This window comes from Variovorax multivorans (genome assembly GCF_051216835.1).
Classification (GTDB): domain Bacteria; phylum Pseudomonadota; class Gammaproteobacteria; order Burkholderiales; family Burkholderiaceae_C; genus Variovorax.
In genome coordinates this window covers 117,401-140,408 of sequence record NZ_JBPJZL010000014.1, presented here as the reverse complement: position 1 = coordinate 140,408, position 23,008 = coordinate 117,401, and the positions used below count along the sequence as shown (strand labels likewise).

General features: G+C 67.4%; 20 protein-coding genes. 5 read left to right on the top strand and 15 right to left on the bottom strand.

Annotation, left to right across the window (positions count from 1 at the left end; all coding sequences use genetic code 11):
* Positions 1–11 precede the first annotated feature (11 nt).
* Positions 12–1,625 carry an AMP-binding protein gene (locus ACSFCA_RS29620; protein WP_435461929.1) on the bottom strand — a complete coding sequence of 538 codons (1,614 nt, stop codon included), beginning with the start codon at positions 1,623–1,625 and terminating at the stop codon, positions 12–14.
* Between the two features lie 85 nt (positions 1,626–1,710).
* Here ACSFCA_RS29620 and ACSFCA_RS29615 point away from each other — a divergent pair, with 85 nt between their 5' ends.
* The 3 genes from ACSFCA_RS29615 to ACSFCA_RS29605 all read left to right on the top strand — a co-directional run bounded on the left by ACSFCA_RS29615 (position 1,711) and on the right by ACSFCA_RS29605 (position 7,146).
* On the top strand, positions 1,711–2,400 hold the full coding sequence (locus tag ACSFCA_RS29615; RefSeq protein ID WP_093078947.1) for a TetR/AcrR family transcriptional regulator: 690 nt from the start codon (positions 1,711–1,713) through the stop codon (positions 2,398–2,400).
* A 26-nt stretch (positions 2,401–2,426) separates the two neighbouring features.
* A complete protein-coding gene (locus tag ACSFCA_RS29610) occupies positions 2,427–3,686 on the top strand; it encodes a branched-chain amino acid ABC transporter substrate-binding protein (protein ID WP_435461930.1) in 1,260 nt (419 codons plus the stop codon).
* A gap of 241 nt (positions 3,687–3,927) precedes the next feature.
* Positions 3,928–7,146, top strand: a complete 3,219-nt coding sequence (locus tag ACSFCA_RS29605; protein WP_435461931.1) for a bifunctional cytochrome P450/NADPH--P450 reductase — start codon at positions 3,928–3,930, stop codon at positions 7,144–7,146.
* A 20-nt stretch (positions 7,147–7,166) separates the two neighbouring features.
* Here ACSFCA_RS29605 and ACSFCA_RS29600 read toward each other — a convergent pair whose 3' ends face one another.
* The 6 genes from ACSFCA_RS29600 to ACSFCA_RS29575 form a co-directional block, all read right to left on the bottom strand.
* Entirely contained in the window at positions 7,167–7,811 is a 645-nt protein-coding gene (locus tag ACSFCA_RS29600; protein WP_435461932.1) for a DUF1444 domain-containing protein, read from the bottom strand.
* Between the two features lie 107 nt (positions 7,812–7,918).
* Positions 7,919–8,698: an esterase/lipase family protein gene (locus tag ACSFCA_RS29595; RefSeq protein WP_435461933.1), complete on the bottom strand. Its 780-nt coding sequence runs from the start codon at positions 8,696–8,698 to the stop codon at positions 7,919–7,921.
* Between the two features lie 89 nt (positions 8,699–8,787).
* Positions 8,788–9,423 carry a TetR/AcrR family transcriptional regulator gene (locus ACSFCA_RS29590; protein ID WP_093057664.1) on the bottom strand — a complete coding sequence of 212 codons (636 nt, stop codon included), beginning with the start codon at positions 9,421–9,423 and terminating at the stop codon, positions 8,788–8,790.
* A gap of 25 nt (positions 9,424–9,448) precedes the next feature.
* The gene (locus ACSFCA_RS29585) at positions 9,449–9,886 is read right to left on the bottom strand and encodes a phasin family protein (RefSeq protein WP_435461934.1); all 438 of its coding nucleotides are present in this window, start codon (positions 9,884–9,886) and stop codon (positions 9,449–9,451) included.
* Between the two features lie 52 nt (positions 9,887–9,938).
* Entirely contained in the window at positions 9,939–10,493 is a 555-nt protein-coding gene (locus tag ACSFCA_RS29580; RefSeq protein ID WP_093057666.1) for a hypothetical protein, read from the bottom strand.
* Positions 10,494–10,653: 160 nt separating this feature from the next.
* A complete protein-coding gene (locus ACSFCA_RS29575; protein ID WP_435461935.1) occupies positions 10,654–12,342 on the bottom strand; it encodes a WS/DGAT/MGAT family O-acyltransferase in 1,689 nt (562 codons plus the stop codon).
* 211 nt (positions 12,343–12,553) lie between these two features.
* Here ACSFCA_RS29575 and ACSFCA_RS29570 point away from each other — a divergent pair, with 211 nt between their 5' ends.
* The gene (locus ACSFCA_RS29570; protein ID WP_435461936.1) at positions 12,554–14,617 is read left to right on the top strand and encodes a prolyl oligopeptidase family serine peptidase; all 2,064 of its coding nucleotides are present in this window, start codon (positions 12,554–12,556) and stop codon (positions 14,615–14,617) included.
* A complete protein-coding gene (gene rocF, locus ACSFCA_RS29565; RefSeq protein WP_093057669.1) occupies positions 14,617–15,546 on the top strand; it encodes an arginase in 930 nt (309 codons plus the stop codon). The genes ACSFCA_RS29570 and rocF overlap by 1 nt, the downstream gene beginning before the upstream one ends.
* A gap of 19 nt (positions 15,547–15,565) precedes the next feature.
* On the opposite strand, the gene ACSFCA_RS29560 is transcribed toward rocF, so the two are convergent.
* From ACSFCA_RS29560 to ACSFCA_RS29525, 8 genes are read right to left on the bottom strand one after another with little or no spacing between them, the layout of a single operon-like run.
* On the bottom strand, positions 15,566–16,117 hold the full coding sequence (locus ACSFCA_RS29560; RefSeq protein ID WP_435461937.1) for a DUF805 domain-containing protein: 552 nt from the start codon (positions 16,115–16,117) through the stop codon (positions 15,566–15,568).
* A 50-nt stretch (positions 16,118–16,167) separates the two neighbouring features.
* Entirely contained in the window at positions 16,168–17,532 is a 1,365-nt protein-coding gene (locus ACSFCA_RS29555) for a DUF58 domain-containing protein (RefSeq protein ID WP_435461938.1), read from the bottom strand.
* A gap of 8 nt (positions 17,533–17,540) precedes the next feature.
* Positions 17,541–18,536, bottom strand: a complete 996-nt coding sequence (locus ACSFCA_RS29550; RefSeq protein ID WP_093078969.1) for an AAA family ATPase — start codon at positions 18,534–18,536, stop codon at positions 17,541–17,543.
* 13 nt (positions 18,537–18,549) lie between these two features.
* Complete coding sequence (locus tag ACSFCA_RS29545; protein WP_435461939.1) at positions 18,550–19,791, bottom strand: DUF4350 domain-containing protein; 1,242 nt, start codon at positions 19,789–19,791, stop codon at positions 18,550–18,552.
* Positions 19,788–20,576: a DUF4129 domain-containing protein gene (locus tag ACSFCA_RS29540; protein WP_435461940.1), complete on the bottom strand. Its 789-nt coding sequence runs from the start codon at positions 20,574–20,576 to the stop codon at positions 19,788–19,790. Before ACSFCA_RS29540 ends, ACSFCA_RS29545 begins: the two co-directional genes overlap by 4 nt.
* Positions 20,563–21,294 carry a hypothetical protein gene (locus tag ACSFCA_RS29535; RefSeq protein ID WP_435461941.1) on the bottom strand — a complete coding sequence of 244 codons (732 nt, stop codon included), beginning with the start codon at positions 21,292–21,294 and terminating at the stop codon, positions 20,563–20,565. The genes ACSFCA_RS29540 and ACSFCA_RS29535 overlap by 14 nt, the downstream gene beginning before the upstream one ends.
* Positions 21,284–22,279 carry a stage II sporulation protein M gene (locus tag ACSFCA_RS29530; RefSeq protein ID WP_258352683.1) on the bottom strand — a complete coding sequence of 332 codons (996 nt, stop codon included), beginning with the start codon at positions 22,277–22,279 and terminating at the stop codon, positions 21,284–21,286. Before ACSFCA_RS29530 ends, ACSFCA_RS29535 begins: the two co-directional genes overlap by 11 nt.
* A complete protein-coding gene (locus ACSFCA_RS29525; RefSeq protein ID WP_435461942.1) occupies positions 22,276–22,995 on the bottom strand; it encodes an RDD family protein in 720 nt (239 codons plus the stop codon). The genes ACSFCA_RS29530 and ACSFCA_RS29525 overlap by 4 nt, the downstream gene beginning before the upstream one ends.
* Positions 22,996–23,008: the final 13 nt, after the last annotated feature.

Below are 23,008 nucleotides of genomic sequence, written 5' to 3'. Positions count from 1 at the left end.
AGCGGGACCTCTCAGCTTTTGTCTTTGAGCAAGCGGCGCAGCACCTTGCCCGCGCCGGTCGTCGGCAATGCGTCGATGAAACTCACGAAGCGCGGCGCCTTGTAGCTCGCCATGTTGTCGCGCGCCCAGGCGATGAGCGCGTCGGCGTCGAGCTCGGCGCCGGTCTTGCGCACGATAAAAGCCTTCACGACCTCGCCCTTCTCGGCATCGGGCTGCGCAATGACGGCCGCCTGCGCCACCGCCGGGTGCTTGATGAGGATGGTTTCGACCTCTTCGGGGAACACGCTGTAGCCCGAGACCTTGATCATTTCCTTGAAGCGGCCGATGAAGGTGAGATACCCGTCGGCATCGAGCTTGCCCATGTCGCCGGTGTGCACCCAGCCGTTGCGCAGCGTGGCAGCAGTGGCTTCGGGCTTGTTCCAGTAGCCCTTGAAGGTGCCCGGGCTGGTGAGCACGATCTCGCCGACTTCGCCCACCGGCATGTCAGCCTGCGTGTCCGTGTCGATGATGCGGATGGCCACGCCCGGCACTGCGATGCCCTGCGTGCCCCAGCGCGGCGCGTGGTGCGGTGTGTAGGTGTCGCAGGTGTGGGTTTCGCTCAGGCCGTAGGCGGCCTCGAATGAAGTGCAGTTCGGTGCGTGCGTGCGCCATTGCTGCGCCAGCGGCTCGGTGAAGGTGATGCCGAAGCTGGTCACCGGATTCATCTTCAGGCTGCTCAAGTCGAAGCTTGCGATGTCGCTTACCTGCATGCAGGCCACATTCATCGGCGCGATGCTGTACCACCAGCTCACCTTGTAGGCGGCAATGGCCTGCAGCACGGCGCGTGGGTCGAAACGGTGCAACAGCACCGAAGCCGCACCGGTCAGCACCGGCACGTTGACACCCATCAGCATGCCGGCAATGTGATACAGCGGCGCGATGGACAGCAGCACGTCGCCCGGCCCCACGCCGTTGCAGTCGGCCGCGGCGCGCGTCTTGAAGAGCGCGTTGCCGTAGCTCAGCATCGCGCCCTTGGGCAGGCCCGTGGTGCCCGACGTGTAGGTCATGAGCGCCACGTCGTCCATGTCGATGGCCACGGGCTGCGGCTTGGCGTTGCCACGCATCACGGCCAGGAAGTCTTCGTAGCCTTCGGGCACGCTGCGTTCGGCCTTGCGCTCTGCGGCCAGTTCGGCCGGCAGGTCGAGCGACGACGGGTCGGGCAGCAGGTCGGCGTAGTGCACCGCGAACACATGTTCGAGCGCGCTCTCCGGCTGCACCTTGCGCACCACCGGCAGCAGCGGTGCGGCCGCGACGATCACGCGCGCCTTCAGGTCGTTGACCTGGTAGGCCAGCTCGTGCTCCTTGTTGAGCGGACCGCTCGGGCAGACGATGGCCCCGATCTTCTGGATGCCGAAGTGGGCGACCAGGTACTGCGGACAGTTGTTGAGAAAGAGCACCACGGGCTCGCCCTTCTTCACGCCCAGTGCCTGCAGGCGCGCCGCGAAGGCGTCGCTGGCGCGGTCGAGTTCGGCCCAGCTCATTGCGTGGCCGTACCAGAGGCAGGCGGTGCTTCCGCCACGCTCGCGTGCGTGGGTGCGCAGGTACTCGTGCAGCGGCTGCTGCGGGCGGTTGGGCAATGTCTCCATGGCGTCACTTTCTCAGGGTTATCGATAGCCGCCTGCACCGGGCAGGCGCTTGCCAATGGTGCATGGTGCACGAACAATCCTACCCATGGGTATAACTTCCGCGACACGGCACAAACCCTCTGGGGACCAGAGCGACACGACGGCGCAGCCGCACCTGCCCCAGGGCACGGGCCGACAGCGCGCAGCCACGCAGGGCACCGACCTGCAGCGCGAGCGCATCCTGCAGGCGGCCGCGCAACTCTTTGCGGCACAGGGCTACGCGAACACCACCATGGCGCAGATCGTGCGCGCACTGGGCGTGACCAAGCCCTTCGTGTACTACTACTTCCGCGACAAGCAGGAGATCTTCGAAACGCTGTCGTGGCGCCCCGCGGTCGACTGCTTCACCGCGCTCGACTTCGCGGCCACCGACCCGCGCCGCGCGAGCGAGAAGGTGCTCGAAGGCATCGAGCGGCTGATTCGCGCGACCATCACGCATCACCCCGTCGCCTTCTTCCCCTACCGCGAGCCGCAGGTGTACCGGCCCGAGTACATCGCCGCGCAGAAGAAGCTCGCGCATCACTTCTACGACCTGCTGTGCCCGCTGCTCGAAGAAGCGCGGCGTGATGGCGATCTCGACTTTGCGGAAACCAAGATCACCGCGCTCGCGGCGTGCAGTTTGCCGGGCTTCCTGTACAGCTGGTACCGCCCGGGCGGGCGCCTGTCGCCCGACGAGGTGGTGGCCGAGCTCACGAAGCTGGCCAGCCGCGTGATCGGACTGCAAGCGAAGAACTGACAAGACAACCACCCCGGAGACAAACCATGAAGTTGAAGAAGGCGCCATTGGCGCGGATCGCCCTTGCCTGCCTGCTGGCCACTGCCGGCGCCGCGCACGCGCAAGCACAGCAGACCTACAAGATCGCCTACATCGATCCGCTCTCCGGCCCCTTTGCCAACGTCGGCGAGCTGATGCTGATGCACACGCAGTACGCCATCGAGGACATCAACGCCAAGGGCGGCGTGCTCGGCGGCACCAAGCTCCAGCTGCTGCAGTTCGACAGCAAGCTCTCGGCGCAGGAGAGCCAGAGCGCGCTGCAGGCGGCGATCGACCAGGGTGCGAAAGCCATCGTCACCGGTGGTTCGGGCTCGTCGGTGGTCACGGCGCTGGTGCAGTCGGTGGCGCGCTGGAACCAGCGCAACCCGGGCAAGGAGCTGATCGTGCTGAACCATTCCTCCATCGACCCCGAGATGACGGGCAAGGGCTGCAGCTTCTGGCACTTCCAGACCGAGGCCAACACGGCGATGAAGATGAAGGCGCTGGCCAATTACATCAAGAAGACTCCTGATGTGAAGAAGGTCTATCTGCTGAACCAGGACTACGCGCACGGCAAGCAGTGGGCCAGCTATGGCCGCCAGCTGGTGGGCCTGGCGCGGCCGGACATCCAGTTCGTGGGCGAGGCGCTGCACCCCATCGGCCGCGTGAAAGACTTCGCGCCGTACATCGCCAACGTGAAGCAGAGCGGGGCCGATTCGGTCATTACCGGCAACTGGGGCCAGGACATGACGCTGCTGCTGAAGGCAGCGGGCGACGCAGGCTACAACCTGCGTTACTTCAACCACAGTGCGGGCTCGGTGCCGGGCACGGTCACTGCGGTGTCGCAGGCGAAGCTGGGGCAGCTGACCTGGGTGGCCGAATGGCATCCGGGCGAGGCCGACACGCCGAAGGTCGACGCTCTGGCCAAGGCCTACAAGGCCAAGACGGGCAAGGACTTCCTCGCGCCGCGCATCGACATGACGCCGCGCCTGCTGGCCGCGGCCATCAACAAGGCCGGCAGCGCCGACACCATCAAGGTGGCGCGGGCCCTCGAAGACCTGACGTTCGACTCTGTGGTGGGGCCGGTGCGCATGCGTGCCGAAGACCACCAGTTGTTGCTGCCGCAGGTGGTCAACACCATCGTGCCGGTGGATGGCAAGACCGTGAAGACGGGCTGGGAAGGTACCAACTACGGCTTTCGCACTGACGCGGTCTATACCGGGAACGAGCTGGCGCAGGGGACTGAGTGCAAGATGGTTCGGCCCTGACTCCCTGACTTTCAGGGTGCGTGCGAAGAGCACCGGGTGCTCCCCGCAGCGAAATAAAGGAAGAGGCCGAAGGCCGGGGGACATTCGCGGAGCAAGGCACCCCGTCGGCGTGATTGCGCCCTGAATGAACTCCCCAGCCTAAGGGAAACCCCGTCCTGCCTGCCCCCCATGCCATCGGGATACTCCGGTTGTTACACCCCGGATATCAGAGGCGGGTCCATTCCAAAGGCACAACAAGACCATGGCAGGCAAAAACTCGCTCTACCCGATCCCGCATCCGGCGAAGAAACCCTTCGTCGGGAATCTGCTGTCGATCGGGTCCGACTCTCCCGTGCTCGACATGTGGAAGATCGCGCAAGACCTCGGTGGTATCTACTGGCTGGACATGCCGGGCATGCCGGTGATCGTGGTGTCGTCGCCCGCGCTGGTCGACGAACTCTGCGAGGAGCCGCGCTTCGACAAGAGCACGCGCGGTGCATTGCGACGGCTGCGCGCCGCCTCGCACGGGCTCTTCACTTCGGACACGCACGAGGAGACCTGGTCGAAGCCGCACAACATCCTGCTGGCCAACTTCAGCCAGCGCGCGATGCAGGCCTATCACCCGATGATGCTGGACATCGCGGGGCAGCTGGTCACCAAGTGGGAGCGCCTGAACTTCGACGAAGAGGTGGACGTGGTGCGCGACATGACCGCGCTCACGCTCGACACCATCGGCCTGTGCGGCTTCGGCTATCGCTTCAACTCGTTCTACCGCGAGGGCTTTCATCCCTTCGTCGATGCGATGGTGCGCACGCTGGAGACGGTGCAGAACCGCCGCGGCCTGCCGCTCGAAGAGCTGATGCTGAAGAAGGAGCTCGCGCAGCAGCGCAAGGACATCCGCTACATGCACAAGATGGTGGAAGACATCATCGAAGAGCGGCGCACGAGCGGCGCCGACATCGCCACCAAGCCCGACCTGCTGAGCTACATGATCGCGGGCGTGGACAAGAAGAGCGGCGAGCAGCTCACCGACAAAATGATCCGCGACGAGTGCATCGAATTTCTCATCGCGGGGCATGAAACCACCAGCGGCCTGCTGTCCTTTGCCATCTACTTCCTGCTGAACAATCCCGAGGCCATGGCCAAGGCGCAGGCCGAGGTCGACAACGTGTTCGGCCCCGACACCACGCAGAAGCCCACCTACGCGCAGGTCAACCGCCTGCAGTACGTGATACAGGTGCTGAAGGAATCGCTGCGCCTGTACCCGACCGCGCCCGCGATCTCGATGCGCGCCAAGGAAGACACGAAGATCGGCGGCCAGTACACGATCAAGAAGAACAACATGATCATCATGCATGCGCTGGCGCTGCATCGTGACAAGGGCATCTGGGGCGAGGATGCCGACCAGTTCAACCCCGACAACTTCACGCGCGAGGCCGAGCGCGAGCGGCCGGTGAACGCATTCAAGCCCTTCGGCAACGGGCAGCGCGCCTGCATCGGGCGGCAGTTCGCCCTGCAGGAGGCTGTGCTCACGCTGGGGATGATCCTGCAGCGCTTCAACCTCGTGGACCACACGGGCTACAAGCTGAAGATCAAGGAAGCGCTGACGATCAAGCCGGAGAACTTCAAGATCAAGGCGCTGCTGCGCGACCCGGCCACGCGTCCGCGCGGCAACATGACCGACGCGGCCGCAGCCCCCGTGCAGCCCGTGCAAGCTGCCGCGCGCAAACCCCAGACAGCACGCCACGGCACCTCGCTGCTGGTGCTGCAGGGCTCCAACCTCGGCACGGCCGAAGACCTTGCGCGCCAACTGGCCGAGGCCGGCGAGATGCGCGGCTTCTCCACGCAGCTGGCCTCGCTCGACGACTACGCCGAGCGGCTGCCTGCCAACGGCGCGGTGGCCATCGTCTGCGCCTCGTACAACGGCGTGGCGCCCGACAACGCGGCCGAGTTTCATCGCTGGCTCGACAAGGCCGACGATTCGCTCAACGGCGTGCGCTTCAGCGTGTTCGGCTGCGGCAACACCGACTGGGCCGCCACCTACCAGGCAGTGCCGCGCCGCATCGACGAACGGCTCGAAGCGCTCGGCGCCACGCGCGTGCATCCGCGCGGCGAAGGCGATGCGCGCGAGGACATGGACGGCGCCTTCCAGGACTGGAGCGACGCGCTCTGGCCCGAGCTGGTGAAGGCCTTCGACATCAAGACCGGCGCCGACACGCCCGTGCAGAGCGAACCGCTCTACACGCTCGAAGAGCTGCCGCCGCCGCAGAAGAACGCGATCGTCGATGCGCTGGGCGCGGTGGCGCTGCGGGTGATCGAGAACCGCGAGCTGCAAAGCGGAGGCAACGGAGAAGCCGGCCGCTCCACGCGCCACGTCGAGCTGATGCTGCCCGAGGGCCTGATCTACCGCGCCGGCGACCACCTGAGCGTGGTGCCGCGCAACAGCCCGGCGCAGGTCGAACGCGCGATGGCGCGCTTCGGCTTCGATCGCACGGCCCACGTGCGCCTGCATGCTGGCGCGGGCCGCAAGGCAGCGCTGCCAGTGGAGCAGGTGATTGCGGTCGACCGCCTGCTGGGCGACTACGTCGAGCTGCAGGACGTGGCCACGCGCAAGCAGATCGCCACGCTCGCGGCCTACACCGAGTGCCCGTTCACCAAGCCCAGGCTCGCGGCGCTGTCGGGCAGCGACGAGGCTTCGCAGGCCGCATACAAGGCCGACGTGCTCCACAAGCGCAAGTCGCTGCTCGACCTGCTGGAAGAGCACCGCGCCTGCCAGGTGCCGTTCGCTGTGTTTCTCGAAATGCTCTCGCCGCTGTCGCCGCGCTACTACTCGATCTCTTCGTCGCCGACGATGACGCCGGGCAAGTGCAGCGTGACGGTGGGTGTGGTGAGCGGCCCGGCCAAGTCGGGCATCGGTACTTTCGAGGGCGTGTGCTCCAACTTCCTGGCGCGCGCAGAGGCCGGCGACACGGTGCACGGCGTGGTGCGCGAGACCACGGCCGAAGGCTTCCGGCTGCCGGACGATGCGAGCCGACCGCTCATCATGGTCGGCCCAGGCACGGGCCTCGCACCGTTCCGTGGGTTCCTGCAGGAGCGCGCGGCGCAGATCGAGGCAGGCAACGCGCTCGGCGAGGCGCTGCTGTTCTTCGGATGCCGCCATCCCGAGCAGGACTTCATCTACTCCGACGAACTCCAGGCCTGGGCGCACCGCGGCGTGATGAAACTGCACACCGCGTTCTCGCGCGCGGGCGAACGCAAGGTCTATGTGCAGGACCTGATCCGCGAGCAGGCCGCCGAAGTGTGGAAGCTGCTGGAGGCCGGCGCGGTGGTCTACGTGTGCGGCGACGGCTCGCGCATGGAGCCCGACGTGCGGCGCACGCTGAGCGATCTGGCGCGCGAGCATGGGCACGACAGCACGGCGTGGATGGACAGGATGATTGCCGACCAGCGCTACGTGCTGGACGTGTGGGCCGGCAGCTGAAAGGAAGACTGCGGGCCTCGTCAGGCCGCCAGCGCCGACATGTGGTCCTCGAAGGTGCCGCGAACGTGCCAGCCGTCCGGGGTCAGCGCCATCACCTTGTCGGAGAGGCCATTGGGCCCCGCCTCGGCCTTGACCTCGGCGGCAGCTGAACACATGAGGCCCAGCATGGTCTCGGCCGTGATCGGCTCTCCCCCGGCATCGAAGCTTGCTCCACTGTCCATGAAGTAGATGACGTTGCGGCTGGGCACCACCGCGAGCAACTCGCCCTTGAACCCCTGCGACAACTGCGCCCAGAGGTCCGGCAGCAGCAGCATGCAGGCCTCAAAGTCGTCGCCCGTCACCAGGGCCTTGTACATGACGAGATCCTGCGTGCCGAGATTGGGCTCCACCTGCCGGAGCATGTTGTCGATCGCCAGTTCGTACAGCGACTGCGGGTCGAGCCCCGTTTCCGCCATGCCTTCGTGCGTCAGCGTGACGAACTGCGTGGGCGTGTCGAGCGCGAACGTCATCAGCAGATCGGAATCGCCAGCGAAGGGGTAGGCCACGGGCGTCTGCGCCTCGCGGTTGCCGCCCCGCGCCTCGATCTGGTCGAGCATCGGCTGCACGGCTTCGAGGAAGTCGACGTGCTTGATGCGGGGGTAGACGGGCGGCAGGTCGGGGTACATGGCGCCGCTATTGTTTTGGGCGGGCCGGCCGCGCCACAAGTGACGGAAGTCATGGGCTGACAGCAAAAAGCCGGCAATTGCCGGCTTTTTGCTTCGAAACCCGCAACTCAGGCGTCGCGGTCAGGGTCCGGATAAACCAGCGGCCCCAGCACCCCGCGATTGAAGGGCTTCCACTCGCCCTCCGGCTGCGCCAGCCGGTCGGCCACCGCATAGAGCACTGCCGGGTGCGCACCCAGCCCCAGGTGGCTGGCAATGACTTCGATGTTCTCCGACTGCGGACCGGTCTTCTCGATGCTGCAGCGCCATGCGACGACACCGTCGGTGCGACTGAAGATCGAGGTGGTCGGCACGGGCGGCGTGGGCTGCACGAACTTCATGCGGCGCGGGTCGTGCGAGCTCTGGCCGCTCACGCCTTCGTACACGCGCCATGCGTTGGTGGCGCGCGGGCTGCCGGAGAACGGGCTGCCCAGCGTGATGACGTTGCGGATCATGGGCGCATAGGAAGACGCCAGCAGCCGCGCATACACGCCGCCCAGGCTCCAGCCGATCACGCTGACCTTCTGGCCGCTGTTGTCGTGCAGGGTCTTCAGCAGCTCGACCATGCCGTCTTCCACGCCTTCGCGCGGACCGAAGTTGCGGCCCAGGCCCCAGCCGTGCGCGTCGTAGCCGCGGCTGCACAGGTAGCGGCGCAGCAGCAGCGTGGAGCCATCGCCCGCCACCAGGCCCGGCAGCACGAGCACCGGGTGTCCATCGCCACGCGGCGTGAGTTGCAGCAGCGGCCACATGGCGATGCCGGCGCCGGTTTCCCAGAGCGCGCGGGCTTCGGCCAGCAGCAGGAGGCGCGACGGTGGTGCGACAGGTTCGTTGGCGTGGGTGGCGGTGGTCATGATGGTGGATGGCTCCTTTTTGGTTTTTATCTTCTTCAAGACGAACATGAGGCCGAAAGAATCAATGCCCCGTCGGACAACAACGTCATTTATCCGAGGTATTTGCCCCTCAGGTAATCAAGGTAAGCCCTCGATTCGCTGGAAACATACGGGGAAACCAGCGTGAGCGTGTAGAAAGCCGCCAGACCGGGGTCGGCCTGCGCCAGCGCGTCGCGCCCCGGCACGAGCCGCTCGAACGACAGCCAGCAGGTGGTGGTGAAGACCATCTGCAGCGCCAGGATGCGCGCCTGCTCCGCACTGGTCTCGATCACGCCCGAGGCCACCAGGCCTTCGCACAGCGTCTGCGCGGCCAGCAGGTTCTGCGCGGTGAGGGCCTGCGCACGCTGGCCCAGCGCCGGGTATTCGCTGGCCAGGAAGGCCATGTCGCGATAGATGAAGCGGTATTCGTCGATGGCCTCGAAGCGCAGGTGCAGCGCGAGCCAGAGGTCGTCGATGGCTGCGATCGATGCCGACGAGCCGTTCAGGGCCTCGAGCCGTTGCTCGAAGCGCCGGAACAGCCATTCGACGATCAGCTGCTTGGCCTTGAAGTGGTAGTGCAAGTTGCCCGGACTGATGCCGAGCTCGGCGGCAATCTTGTGGGTCGACACGGCCGCGAGGCCTTGCGCATTGAACAGCGCGAGGCTGGCCTGCAGGATGCGGTCGCGTGTGGTGTTGGAACTGGCCACAACCGGCTTGTTGCTGGGTTGTCGCTCAGCGTTTGGCGCTGCGGCCACGGGAGGTGGCGGCGCCGGTGCCTTCGCCTTCGAGTTGCGCCACGCGTTCGCGCAGTTGCGCAACCTCGTCGCGCAGGGCCTGCACTTCGGCGGGGCCGGGCATGCCCAGGCGTTGCATGGCGGTGGCGACGCGCTGGTCGAACACGTCCTCGAACTTGCGGATGCCGAAGCTGTCGAGGCTGGGGACCTTGCCCTGCCCGATGCCGAGCAGGCCTTCGATCACGTTGGCCTGGCGCTTGGCGACGTCGTTGCGCACGTTGTCCAGCGCCTTGAGGCCGGCGCGCAGCAGGACTTCGGCCTTGCCGGGCTCGGCGGGCTTCTTCGTTGCCGCGGGCGCCTTCTTCGCGGCCGGCGTCTTCTTCGCAGGCGCCGCCCTCTTCTTCAACTTTGCAGTTTCGTCAGGACGGGTCGCCATGCAGTGCTCCAGATGCCGGAAAAAAGAAAAGGGGCGCAAAGCGCCCCGGGGGTCAGGCCGCCTTGCGGGCAGCAGCGCGGCGAACCGGCTTCTTGGCGGCGGCGGCCTTGGCCTTCACCGTGCGAACCGGCTTGGCTTCTTCGGCGCCGCTCACGCGGGCTTCGATCTGCTTGGTGCCGGCGACGATCTTGTCGGCGATCTGCACCGAGACGGTGGCGATCGGCTGGTTCAGCGCGCCCAGGGCGTTGATCACCGAGGTGGCGACCGGCGATTCGACGCGAGCCACGCGGCTGGCGACCGATTCGATACCGCTGGTGGTGCCGGCGGCAACGCGGTCCATCACGTTCACGATGCGGCTGGTGTCGATGTCCAGGCGGTTGGCCAGGAAACCGTTGATCTTTTCTTGCGCGCCGATCAGGTTGGCCTTGACCTGCTCGCTCACCAGCGGAATCTGGCGGCTGCCGAGGAAGTTGCTGTAGCGCGAAGCGGCGCCGCCCAGGAGGCGATGCACGCCGGTGCGGTAAGCGCCGACCAGGGTCTTGCCAGCGTCGTTGTATTGACCGACGACGTGAACAGCTGCGGAAGCGATGGTGGTTTGCGTGGACATGGTGATTTCCTTGAAGTTGAAAGGCTCGCGAAGGAAACGGTATGTCTTTCGCGATGGGCCTATCTTCTTCTGCAGGGCCTAGGCCTGAAAAACTAGAACGGTCGGAAAACTAGTCCAACTGCCCCAATTTTCTTTCTGCAGGCCGGGCTCCGTGCGCCGATCATGCCGCAGCAGCCCTGGGGCTGCCGGAACGCTTGGCCGGTGCGGCCTTGCGGGCTGGCGGCTTGGGCGTGGCTTTCTTCGCCGCGGTCTTGACCGGTGCCTTTGCGGCTGCCTTCACGGGCGCCTTCTTCGCCGCGACCTTGACTGGCGCCTTCTTGCGCGCGGCAGGCTTCTTCTTTGCAGCCGCAACGGGCGCGTGCTCGGCCTCGTCCGACGGCTCCTCGATGGTCTTCGCCGGCACCGGCGCGGGCGCCGCACCGGCGGCGGCCGGGTGCTTCTGCGTCAGCTCCATCAGCAGCTTGTGCTCGGCCAGCAGGTAGTCGCCGATCTCGGTGATGTCGGGCACGGCACGGCGGCAGGCAATCAGGCCGTAGTCCATGCGGCCGTTGTAGCTCTGCACCGTGACGTTGAGCGCCGTGCCGTGGCTGGCGATCGACACCGGGTAGTAGCAGGTGACGAGCGCGCCCGCGAAGTACATCGGAAACGGCGCGCCGGCCACGTTCGAAATAGCCACGTTGGCCGCCGGCGGCAGCAGGTTGACGATGCCCGAGCGCCCCACCATCGACGCAATGCCCGACACCAGCCAGGGAGCGGCGAAGGTCGGGAAGTCGTCCAGGACCACGGCCTTGAAGCGGTTCATGGTCGACTTCGATGAGGTCGACGACGCGTTGATCGCCTTCAGCCGCTGCACCGGGTCGGTGATGTCGGTCGCCAGGCTCACCAGGATCATGCTGGCCTGGTTGTTGGCCGTCTGGTCGCCCGCCTCGCGCAGGCTCACCGGCACGCCGGCCACCAGCGGCTTGGCCGGCAGCTCGTTGTTATCGGCCAGGTAGTGGCGCAGCGCGCCGGCCACCGTGGCCATGACCACGTCGTTGAGCGACACGCCGAAGTGCTTGCCGATGTACTTGGTCTCGGCCAGCGAGATGGTGCGCCCGGCAAAGGTGCGCTGGTTGGTGATCGACACGTTGAGCGAGGTGCGCGGCGCGAAGAGGTTGAACTTCTTCGGCGCGGCGGCCGTGTCTTTTTCGGCCGCCTTCTCGTCGGGCTTGGCCAGGCCGCCGATGGCGCGCGCGATGGCGGGCGCCATCTTGAAGAGCTTCACGTACTGCTGCGCGGTGTTGCGCAGCGCGGCGGTGGCAAGTTCAGCCATGCCCAGCTGGTAGCCGCTGCTGCGCGGACGCGAACGCCGCGGCTTCACGACGCGGCCGGTGGCCTCGAGGTCGAAGATGGCCTTGCCCACTTCCACGCCGGCCTGTCCGTCGATGCCCGCGTGATGCACCTTGGTGTAGAGCGCCGCCTGGCCGCTCTTGAGGCCGTCGATGATGTAGAACTCCCACATCGGCCGGCTGCGGTCGATCAGCGAGGAGTGCAGCCGCGCCACGTATTGCTGCAACTGCCGGTTGGTTCCGGGCTTGGGCAACGTGATGTGGCGCACGTGGTAGTCGAGGTCGATGTCGTCGTCCTCGACCCACACCGGGTTGGTCATGTCGAAGGGCATCAGCGCGAGCTTGCGCGTGAACACGTCGGCCAGGTGGATGCGGCTGGCCATGAAGTTCTTGGCGTCTTCGTAGAAGTCGCCCTTGTAGCCCTTGGGCAGGTCGAGCACGTTCAGGGAGCCCACGTGCATCGGCATTTCCGGCGTTTCCAGGTGCAGGAAGGTGGCATCAAGACCGCTCAGGTGTTTCATGTGTTGTGTCTCCTTGGTGGGGCATGCGCCGTTCGGCAGGATACCGTGCGCATTGCGTTCTTGGGCCCCGGGTTCTTCAGTGTTTCCACCGGGGGAAGGCACCCGCGAGACAGGGGTTTGCCCGAAGTAGCGAAAAAGTGCCATGTGCCCGGCGGGCAGGGCAACAACTGCTCACATCGCCCGTTTCACACAGGCTCCGTACACTGCGGCCATGACATCCAGCCTCCCCCCGCAGCAGCATCAGGACGACAACCTCTGGCTCGAAGACATCGACGGCGAGAAGCAGCTCGACTGGGCGCGCACGCAGAACGCGCTCACAGTGCAGGCCTATGCGCAGTCGCCCGCGTTCGAGGCACTCCAGCAGGGCATCCTCGAGGTACTCGACTCGGACGACCGCATTCCGATGGTCCGCAAGATCGGCCCGCGCTTCTATTACAACTTCTGGCGGGACAAGGATCACACCAAGGGCCTGTGGCGCCGCACCACGCTCGATGAATACCGCAAGCCGCAGCCCGCGTGGGAGACGGTGATCGATCTCGACGCACTGGCCGCGGCCGACAAGGAGAACTGGGTCTGGCACGGCGCCGACTGCCTGGAGCCCGACTACAGGCGCTGCCTGATCTCGCTGTCGCGCGGCGGCGCCGATGCCGACGTGGTGCGCGAGTTCGACCTGGAGACGAAGCAATTCGTCGAAGGCGGCTTCTCGCTGCCCGAGGCCAAGAATCACGTGGGCTGGAAAGACATCGACCACCTCTACGTGGCCACCGACTTCGGCCCCGGCTCGATGACCAGCTCCAGCTATCCGCGCATCGTGAAGGAATGGAAGCGCGGCACGCCGCTCGAAAGCGCAGTGACGGTGTACGAAGGCGCACACGAGGACATGTCCGTCAGCGCCTATCGCGACAACACGCCGGGCTTCGAACGCGACTTCGTCTCGCGCCAGATCGATTTCTACGAAAGCGAAACCTGGCTGCGCGGCGCCGACGGCAAGCTCGCCAAGATCGACGTGCCCGACGATTCGCTGGCCGAGATCACGCGCGAGTGGATGCTGATCGAGCCGCGCACCGACTGGACCGTGGGCGGCACCACCTACAAGTCGGGCTCGCTGCTGGCAGCGAAATTCGACGACTACATGGCGGGCCGGCGCGAACTCACCGTGCTGTTCGAGCCCGACGACACGACCGCGCTCGACAGCCACTCGTGGACGCGCCACCACCTGATCGTCAACGTGATGCACGACGTGGTGAACCGGCTCGAAGTGCTCACGCCGCCATCGAACGGCAAAGGTGCGTGGGCGCGCGAAAGCCTCGGCGGCGCGCCCGCGCTCTCCACCATCGCGGCGGGCGGCATCGACGAGGACGAGAACGACGACTACTTCCTCACCGTGAGCGGCTTCCTGCAGCCGACCACGCTCTACATAGGCACCATCGGCCAGGGCGAACCGGAGGTGCTGAAGGACAGCCCCGCCTTCTTCGACGCCTCGCGCTATCGCGTGAGCCAGCATTTCACGACCTCGAAAGACGGCACGCGCGTGCCCTACTTCGAGATCGCCGCCAAGGACCTGCAGGCCAACGGCAAGAACCCCACGCTGCAGTACGCGTACGGCGGCTTCGAGATCTCATTGCAGCCGAGCTACAGCGGCAGCATCGGCCGCGCGTGGCTCGACAAGGGCGGCGTGTACGTCATTGCCAACATCCGCGGCGGCGGCGAGTACGGCCCGCGCTGGCACCAGGCCGCGCTGCAGGAGAACCGGCTGCGCACCTGCGAAGACTTCGCGGCCGTGTCGGAAGACCTGTTTGCTCGAAAGATCACCTCGCCCGCGCACCTCGGCGCCATGGGCGGCAGCAACGGCGGCCTGCTGATGGGCAACATGCTCACGCTGTACCCGAAGCTCTACGGCGCCGTCGTGAGCGAAGTGGCGCTGCTCGACATGCGGCGCTACACGCATCTGTCAGCCGGCGCCTCGTGGATAGCGGAATACGGCGACCCCGACCAGCCCGACGAGTGGGAATTCATCCAGACCTTCTCGCCCTACGAGAACGCGAAGCCGGGCCAGGCTTACCCGCCCGCCCTCTTCACCACCTCCACGCGCGACGACCGCGTGGGCCCGGTGCATGCGCGCAAGATGCACGCGAAGATGGCGGCGCTGGGGTACGACAGCAGCTTCTACGAGAACCTGGAAGGCGGCCACAGCGCTGCAACGGACAACAAGGAATCCGCCTTCATGGACGCACTGGGCTACGCGTACCTGTGGCAACACCTGGAGAAGCCGTGATGAGCAATGCCAGCAGCACCCCCGTCACCCTCGAACTGATCGGCGCGCCGACCGACATCGGCGCCAGCGTGCGCGGCGCCGGCATGGGGCCCGACGCGCTGCGCGTTGCGGGGCTGCCGGAGGCGCTCGCGCGGCAGGGCTACACGGTCATCGACCGTGGCAACCTCGCGGGCCCGGCCACGCCCTGGGCGCCGCCGACCAACGGGCTGCGTCACCTCGACGAAGTGATCGCCTGGAACCGCTCGGTGTACGCGGCCGTCGACACCGCGCTGGGTGCCAGCAATGTGCCGGTGATGCTGGGCGGCGACCACTGCCTGGCCATCGGCTCGATCAGCGCGGTGGCGTGGCATGCGCGCAAGCGCGGCAAGAAGCTGCGCGTGCTGTGGCTGGACGCGCACTCCGACGTCAACACCGAAACCACGAGCCCCAGCGGCAACCTGCACGGCATGCCGGTGTCGTGCCTGCTGGGCCATGGGCCGGCAGTGCTCACGGGCTGGAGCGGCGAGCGCGCGGCGCTACAGCACGACGCCATTCGCTTCATCGGCATCCGCAGCGTGGACGGCGACGAGAAGGAAGCCATTCGCACGCTGGGCCTGAGCGTTTTCGACATGCGCCACATCGACGAGCACGGCATGCGCACGACCATGACAGAGGCACTGCAGGACGTGGACGAAGACACGCACCTGCACGTGAGCTTTGACCTCGACTGCCTCGACCCAGCCGACGCGCCCGGCGTGGGCACCGGCGTACGCGGCGGGCCGACCTACCGCGAGATGCAGCTGTGCATGGAGATGATCGCGGACACTGGGCGGCTCGGCTCGCTCGACGTGGTCGAACTGAACCCGGCGCTCGATGTGCGCAACCAGACGGCTGAAGTGGCCGTCGAACTGATCGAGAGCCTCTTCGGCAAATCAACGCTGGTGCGCTAGGGCCCCAGGGTCAGCAGGTTCAGGGGCGCTCGACCTGCGCGGCCTTGGCGCGCATCGTGTAGCCCTGGTAGGCCGGCAGCGCGATGGCCGCGACGATGCCGAGCCCCACGATGACGGGCAGCAGCCATGCGCCGATCAGCACGCCAGTGGTGTTGGGCGGCGGCGGCGCGCCGAAGCGGTTGCTGCCCTTGGTGCCCGACTTGAAGACCCAGATCAGCGCGACCAGCGGGATCAGCGCCAGGAACAGCATCCAGCCCGACCAGTCCATGTCGTGCGAGCGCTGGATGCCCGTGAGCACGTAGAAGACGAAGTACGGAATCGCGAGCAGGAAGGTCAGCGCCACGATCAGGCCCTCGGAACGCCCGAGGCCGGCGATGCCGAGGATGAAACCCAGCAAGGTGGCCGCGACGATGAAGATGATGTACGAAAACATCGTGTACGCCAGGAAGCGCGCCCGCCCGCTGCGGCCCTTGGCGGACCACAGCTTCACGGGCTGGACGCCCGCATCGCCCTCGTACACATCGGCCACCGTGGCGCGGGGCGCGGCGTAGGGATTGGTCATCTCGGTCATGTGCTTTTCTCTCTCCTCTGTTGTGAAGTTCACATTTTGGGCAAAGACCTTTACAAAAGACCAGCCCTTTTGACGGCGTGATAGCGATTCACCAACGCCACCGCGAGGTCGGCCGGCTCCACGTCTACCGAGAGCGGATCGTTGCCGACCACGCGCGCAAAGGCATCGCGGCGCGACTGCTCGAACAGATGCGCCGCCGCAACATCGACCGCGTCGCGCGCATGCACCAGCGGCTGGCTGGCGATGCGCCCGAGCACGCGCTCGCGCAGGCTCGCGACCAGCACGAGGTGCTTGCGGCGCAGCAGCTTGATTGCGGGGCGTAGCTCGGCGGCATCTTCGTCGCGGAAATTGGTGAGCACGATGACCAGCGCGCGCCGTTTCTGCACACGCAGCATTTCCTGCGCGGCCAGCAGGTAGTCCGAATGGGTGGCGCCGGGCTGGATGTCGTGCAGCCGGTTCATCAGCGCATTGAGGGTGGCGGTGCCCTTGCGCGGGGCGAAGTCGCGCCGCTCCTCGGCGGGGCAGCCGAAGGTCATGGCGCCGACCTCGTCGCCCTCCTTCAGCGCCACGTAGCTCAGCAGCATCAGCGCATTGAGCGCCTCGTCGAAGTGGCTGTTGGCCTTCAGCGCCAGCGCACCCTCGTCGGCGCGCATGCGGCGGCCGCAGTCGAGCAGGAACAGCACGCACTGGTCCCGGTCGTCCTGGAACTCGCGCACGATGGGCCGGCGCTGGCGCTGCGTGGCCTTCCAGTCGATATGGCGCAGCGAGTCGCCGGTCTTGTAATCAGAAAGTTGACGGAAGTCGGTGCCGAGCCCGCGCTGCGCATAGGTCTTGATGCCGATCTGCGCCAGCCGCCGGTCGCCCGACAGCCAGGCGTAGCGCGCCAGCGCGGCGAAGTTGGGATACACGCGCAGCCGGCGCGGCTCGCCCAGGGTCTGGCGCATGTCGAAGCAGCCGAAGCGGGTGCGCCAGCGCAGCTGGGTGGCGCCGAACTGCGCCACGCCGCGCTGCGTTGCTGTGGCGGTGTAGCGCAGCGCAACCTGCGAGAGCGCCGGCACGGCGACGGTCTGCGGCAGGCCCTCGAAGGTGAAGTGCGCGTCGAGTTCGTCGAACACCGACACCTGCCAGGCCTGCGTGCCTTCGTTCACCAGCGTGAGCGTGAGCACCGTGGGTACGCCGAGCGAGAACGCCCCGGGCAGGCTGCGCTCGATGCGCAGCGGCGCGGCGCGCCACAGGCGCAGGCTCAGCCACAAATCGACGCTCGCCAGCACGAGCCCCAGCGCCAGCAGCAGGCCGGCCACGATGGCGACGTAGCCCACCGGCACGCCCAGCAGCAGCGCCACGGAGGCGGCCACGGTCAGGCCGGCCAGCGCCAGCACGGCCGCACGCGCGGGAATCGGAACAGCAGCGCGCATCCGCGGGCCTAGAGCCTTGGTGCCTCTACGCTGTCGCGCGCGGCGCGCAGCAGGGTGTCGACGCCCAGGCCTTCGAGCTGCGCGTCGGGCGAGATCATCACGCGGTGCCGCAGCGCAGGCAGCGCCTGGCGCGCCACGTCGTCGGGCGTGATGAAGTCGCGCCCGGCCATCAGCGCGGCGGCGCGGGCAGCGCGCACCAGGGCCATGGTGCCGCGCGGCCCCGCGCCGGACGAAAGGCCCGGCCAGTCTCGCGTGGCGCGCGCGATGCGCACCGCGTAGTCGATCACGCGCTCGTCGGCCTGCACCAGGCAGGCCAGCCGCTGCAGTTCGAGCACCTGCGCCTCGTCGAGGCAAGGGCGCACAGCCTCAAGCGGAAACTGGTTGCCGGCGCGCTGCCGCGTGGTCAGCTGCACGATGGCGTTTTCTTCGCTGTGGCTCGGAAAGCCGATGTCGATCTTCAGCAGGAAGCGGTCGAGCTGCGCTTCCGGCAGCGGATAGGTGCCCTCGGTGTCGATCGGGTTCTGCGTGGCCATCACCATGAATGGGCGCGGCAGCGGCATGGCCGTGCCTTCGAGCGTGACCTGGTACTCCTGCATGACTTCGAGCAGCGCGCTCTGGGTCTTGGCCGGCGCGCGGTTGATTTCGTCGGCCAGCAGCAGGTTGGTGAACACCGGGCCCTGGTGCACGCGCAGCGTGCCGAGGCTGCTTTCGCCGCGCGCGGCGAGATCGAGCACCGCGTGGCCGGTGATGTCCGAGGGCATCAGGTCGGGGGTGAACTGCACGCGTGCATAGCGCAGCGTCATGGCCTGCGCCAGCGCCCGAGCAAGCAGGGTCTTGCCAAGCCCAGGCACGCCTTCGATGAGCACGTGGCCCGAAGCGACCAGCGCTATCAGCGTCTGGTCGACCGCCTCGAGCTGGCCGACCACGGCCTGGCCGACCTCGGCGCGCAGCGTCTGCAGCCATTGGGCCGCACGCGTCAGTTCTTCGGGTTGGATGGCTTGCATGAGCGTCTCTCGGTCAGGATGTGGATGAAGAAGAAGGTGAAGGCATGAACGGCCCGTGGGCGTCGAGCCGGCGGCGCGCGGTTTCCAGCACCTCCAGGTCGACCGACATGGCGCCGGCATGGCGCGCTCGCTCGCCCATCGCCCGAACGAGCATGGCTGCCTCCAGCCCGGTGGCCTGGGCGATGGCGGCGGCGCGCGCGGCGGCATCGCGGCGGGCATAGCCGCGCAATTGGCGGCCGGCGGATTCGTTCAGCGCGCGCAGTTGCGCGGCGTGCAGCGCGTCGGCGCCGTGCATGTGCAGGAAGCCGGCGGTGCCGCGCACCTGCTCGGCCATGGAGCGCCGGTGCGTGCCGGCCGAGGGCGCCAGCGGCCCGAAGCGCACGGCCGCTCGCCACAACGCAACAGCCAGCGCCAGCAGGCCCACGAGCAGCGCGGCCCAGCCCTTGTGCCAGATCCAGCGCAGGAAAGGTTCGCGTGTTTCCTCGGCGACGAACCAGATTTCGGCGCCGCTGCGCGCCTGCACCGCGGCGACGGCGAACAGCGCGTTGTCAGCGCGCGTCAGGTTCACGTTGTGCAGCAGGCCCCAGGGCATCACGGTGACGGTGCCACGGCCAACCTGCACCCGGATCGCCTCGGGGCCTTTCGCGCCGAGCACGGTCCACAGGGGCGGCGGCTGCTTGTCGGCGGGCCGGTAGCGCGCCGCCGACCAGGTGCAGATCCGGAAGCTGCGGCCACCAGCGAAGCTCGCGGGCACGGTCTCGGGCTCGGTCACCGCATGGCAATCCGCGTCTTTGGCAGGTTCGGCGAATTGCGACTTGGGCAGTCTCTTCCTGGGTCCGGATGGCTCTTTCTCTTTCTCTTTTTTCTCATCCGTCGCGGGCGGCTTTTCCCAGACCAGCGGGATCCAGCCTTCCAGCAGGTCGCTGTTGATGAGGTGGCTGGGCATCACGAGGTGCCCGCCCTGCTCGACCCACTGGCGCAGGCGCTGTTCGCGCTCGGGGAACATGTCCCAGTGGCTGGAGGCGAGCACCAGCCGTGCCTGCGCGGGGGGCATGGTGTCGAGGCTGTCGTGCTTGACCACCTTGAGGCCGAGCTCGCGCAGCATCACCTGCGCGCCGTAGAACGAATTCTTCTTGGCCTCGCCGCTCGCGGGCGTCGGCACTTCGGTGTCGGCCCATTCGGTGGCGGAGACCAGCCAGAAGCCGATTCCCGCCAGCACCAGCACCGCGCCGATGCGAACCAGCCATGCATTCATGCGACGGCGCCCTTCAGATCGGCGACGGCCGGCGCGGCGGCGGAAAGATGCAGATCGAACTCGCCGCAGACCGCCAGCACCTGCGCTGTGGATGGCAGCCGACCGCCGTACGCCCCCAGTTGCCAGGCACCGACCAGCCGCACGAAGAAGGCCTGTGCGTCCGGTGTCAGCCGGGTTGCGGAGAGCTGCATGCACTCGCCCTCGGTGCTCGCGGCTCGCACCGGCACTTCATGCGCGTGCACGAGGCGCGACAACGCGCCGCGGTAGAGCAGCGACAGCGCGGGCCGGTGCTGGCCGCGCTGCCAGAGCGCGGCTGCCGCATTGCCGATGTCGTCGGGCAGGCTTTCGGGCCGGATGTCGAGGCTGCCGACGTGGCTGGGCAGCAGTTCCTTGCCGGGCCGCGCACCGCCAGCACGCACCTGCATCCAGCGGCGCAGGCGAATCACCAGCCAGGCCAGTGCCAGCGCACCCAGCCCCCAGATGAGCCAGCGCGCACCCTCGGCCACCGCCCTGATGAAATCGCGCAGCCAGTCGAGGCTGTCGGTCTTCTTCTCGGGTTCGTCTTCCTCTTCGTCGTCGCGTTCCTTGAAGCGCAGCTTTCTTTCGGTCTTGGTGCCGGGCATGTTCGGATCGGCGCGGACCTTGTCGACTGCGGTCTTCACCTGCTCGCGGGTCGGGGCCTCGGCAGCGACTGCCGCCGGCGCCATCGCGACGATGGCGCACGCAGCCAACACAGCCGCCGCGATACGAAGTGCGCGAAGCCTGGAGGTGTCAGCGGAACCCACGGCGGAACTCCTGCTCGATGTCCCACGCTTCGAGCTCTACCCGGCGGTTGAGGTACATCGCAAAACCGGCCGCCACATAGAACGGCTCCAGCACGCCGATGACGAGCGCATAGGCCCCCGCAGTCAGCAGGCTCTGCAGTGGAACGTCCGACTGCGTGAGCCAGCCGAACAGATCCTTCGCGCTACCTTCCGGCGCGAACCAGAACAGCAGCGACAGCAGACAGATGTCGAGCGCCATCTCCACGTTGGCGAACACCATCTGCATGCTTGTGGCCGCGCCGCGCCGTCCGCGCAACAACTGCGTGCGCCGCTTGCGCCGGGCGCTGCCGCGCTGGCCTTCGAGCTGGTCGATTGCCTGGGTGAACGAACGCCAGGGTGAAAACCGCCGCCACAGCAGCGTACGCAGCAGTTGCCCGCCCCACACGGCGCGGCGGTTTTGCCAGAGGTCGGCCCAGCGCGTCTCCTGCCCGAACACCGCGCGCGAATGAACGAACAGCAGGCTGCGGTCGAACCAGGGCTTGAGCCAGAAGATCAGCAGGCTGGGCAGCCAGCCGGCGATCTCGACCGTGCACAAGGCCAGCAGCACCGTCACGATGTACACCGGCAGGAAGGTGCGCCACACCGAGCGCGCATGGTTGCGCACCAGCTGGGCGCCCAGGTCCGCGGCCTCGGCCATGGGCCGTGGCCGCAGGGCAATGGCGAGGCCGTCAACCTGCACGGTCTTCAGCCTTTGCAGTTGCAGCAGTGGCGCGCGGCCGGCCCTGCCAGCCCAGGTACGCCAGCACCAGCACCCAGCAGGCGCCGCCCACGCCGTACTTCACGGCCGGCGCGATCCAGCGCGCCGACGACCAGAAGGCCTCGATCGCGGCGGCGAGCAGCAGCAGCCCGAAAACACCGTAGACGATCACCACGGCATGGCGCGCGGCCAGCCGCAGCGACTCGAGCCGTGTGTAGCGGCCGGGCGCAACCCACGCATAGCCGAGCCGCAGGCCGGCCGCGCCCGCCAGCACGATGGCCGTGAGCTCGAAGGCCGAGTGCGTGATGACGAAGGAGCAGAAGTTCTCGGCATGCCCCGCCGCAATCAGGTAGCCGCCGACCGCCCCGATCTGCACGCCGTTGAACACCACCACCACGGCGCTGCCCACGCCGGCGAAGATGCCGGCCGCGAAGCAGCGGAAGCCGATGCCGATGTTGTTCATGATGTAGAAGCCGAACATCTGCCAGTCGTCGCCCGCGCTGCGCGTGCGGCCCAGCGACTCGGCACTGTCGCCGTACATCGAATCGAACTGCTGCACGGAGCTGGCATCGAGCAGGTGCAGGATGAAGCCCGGGTCGCGGTAGGCGGCCCAGCCCGCCGCCAGCAGGGGCAGCACGAACATCAGCGTCGCAACCAGCAGGTAGATGCGGTGCGCCCGCACCGCCTCGGGAAAGTCGACCAGCGCCAGCCGCGCGAAGCGCGCCAGGCCGTAGTCGTGCTGCCGGTAGATCAGCCGGTGCGCGCTCTGGGTCAGGCTTTCGAGCCGCTGCGTGAGGTGAATGGGGTAGGCGCGCGCCTGCGCCAGTGCCAGGTGCTCGCACACGCGACGGTACAGCGTGGCGAGCCGCGCGCCGTCGAACTTGCGCTTGGTCTCTGCCACGCGGATGACGGCTTCGAGCTCGGTCCACAGCGGCGCGTAGGCGGCTTCGAAATCGAGTGGCGTCATCGCCCGCCTCCTCGCGCATCGGCGCCGGCGCGGCGGCCCAGCACCCATTGCGCAACGCCCAGCAGGCGCTGTGACGCGGAGGCGCCGGAAGTGTCAGGGCCCAGCACCGGTTCGGCGACACGGGCGAGTTCGTCGAAGCGCTCGGGGGTCAGGCGCGTCGCGCGACCGGCCCACGACACGATGGCCATCTGCTCGCGCGCCGACAGCGGCCGCGCGGGCGCCTGCGGCTCGGCCGCGGGCACCTCGCCGTGCAGGCTCACGTGGTCGCTGAACACCACCAGCGTGCCGGCGGCCAGGTCACCCAGCCGCTTGCTGTCGCGTCGCCACAGCATCGACACGATGCCAGCGCCATAGAAGGCCGGAACAAAGTCGGCCGCGCGCAGCAGGTTGCGGGTGAGCGCGGCGGCGGGCGTCACGGGCAGGCCCGAGTCCATCACCACGCGCAGCCCCATCACGCGCTTGCCGGGCGTGGCCGCCGCGCGCGTGAGCTCGAAGATCACGGGGTAGAGCCACTCGAGGCAGAAGTAGCTGATGAGCAGGATGCCGAAGCCCATCTTGCCCATCATGCCGACGGCGATGGAGATCGTGGTGAAGATGCCGAGCCGGATCGCGAAGTCAATGAGGTACGCCAGCCCGCGCGCAACCAGGCCGGCCGGGCGCAGCGAGAGCGCAATGCCTTCCGGGGTCTCGGCGGTGTAGAGCGTGTCGAGGCGCACTGGCGAAGCGCTC

Bases quoted from the DNA above. Each gene is read 5' to 3' on its own strand.
- ACSFCA_RS29620 (WP_435461929.1), bottom strand. From the start codon at position 1,625: ATGGAGACATTGCCCAACCGCCCGCAGCAGCCGCTGCACGAGTACCTG.
- ACSFCA_RS29615 (WP_093078947.1), top strand. From the start codon at position 1,711: ATGGGTATAACTTCCGCGACACGGCACAAACCCTCTGGGGACCAGAGC.
- ACSFCA_RS29610 (WP_435461930.1), top strand. From the start codon at position 2,427: ATGAAGTTGAAGAAGGCGCCATTGGCGCGGATCGCCCTTGCCTGCCTG.
- ACSFCA_RS29605 (WP_435461931.1), top strand. From the start codon at position 3,928: ATGGCAGGCAAAAACTCGCTCTACCCGATCCCGCATCCGGCGAAGAAA.
- ACSFCA_RS29600 (WP_435461932.1), bottom strand. From the start codon at position 7,811: ATGTACCCCGACCTGCCGCCCGTCTACCCCCGCATCAAGCACGTCGAC.
- ACSFCA_RS29595 (WP_435461933.1), bottom strand. From the start codon at position 8,698: ATGACCACCGCCACCCACGCCAACGAACCTGTCGCACCACCGTCGCGC.
- ACSFCA_RS29585 (WP_435461934.1), bottom strand. From the start codon at position 9,886: ATGGCGACCCGTCCTGACGAAACTGCAAAGTTGAAGAAGAGGGCGGCG.
- ACSFCA_RS29580 (WP_093057666.1), bottom strand. From the start codon at position 10,493: ATGTCCACGCAAACCACCATCGCTTCCGCAGCTGTTCACGTCGTCGGT.
- ACSFCA_RS29575 (WP_435461935.1), bottom strand. From the start codon at position 12,342: ATGAAACACCTGAGCGGTCTTGATGCCACCTTCCTGCACCTGGAAACG.
- ACSFCA_RS29570 (WP_435461936.1), top strand. From the start codon at position 12,554: ATGACATCCAGCCTCCCCCCGCAGCAGCATCAGGACGACAACCTCTGG.
- rocF (WP_093057669.1), top strand. From the start codon at position 14,617: ATGAGCAATGCCAGCAGCACCCCCGTCACCCTCGAACTGATCGGCGCG.
- ACSFCA_RS29560 (WP_435461937.1), bottom strand. From the start codon at position 16,117: ATGACCGAGATGACCAATCCCTACGCCGCGCCCCGCGCCACGGTGGCC.
- ACSFCA_RS29555 (WP_435461938.1), bottom strand. From the start codon at position 17,532: ATGCGCGCTGCTGTTCCGATTCCCGCGCGTGCGGCCGTGCTGGCGCTG.
- ACSFCA_RS29550 (WP_093078969.1), bottom strand. From the start codon at position 18,536: ATGCAAGCCATCCAACCCGAAGAACTGACGCGTGCGGCCCAATGGCTG.
- ACSFCA_RS29545 (WP_435461939.1), bottom strand. From the start codon at position 19,791: ATGAATGCATGGCTGGTTCGCATCGGCGCGGTGCTGGTGCTGGCGGGA.
- ACSFCA_RS29530 (WP_258352683.1), bottom strand. From the start codon at position 22,279: ATGACGCCACTCGATTTCGAAGCCGCCTACGCGCCGCTGTGGACCGAG.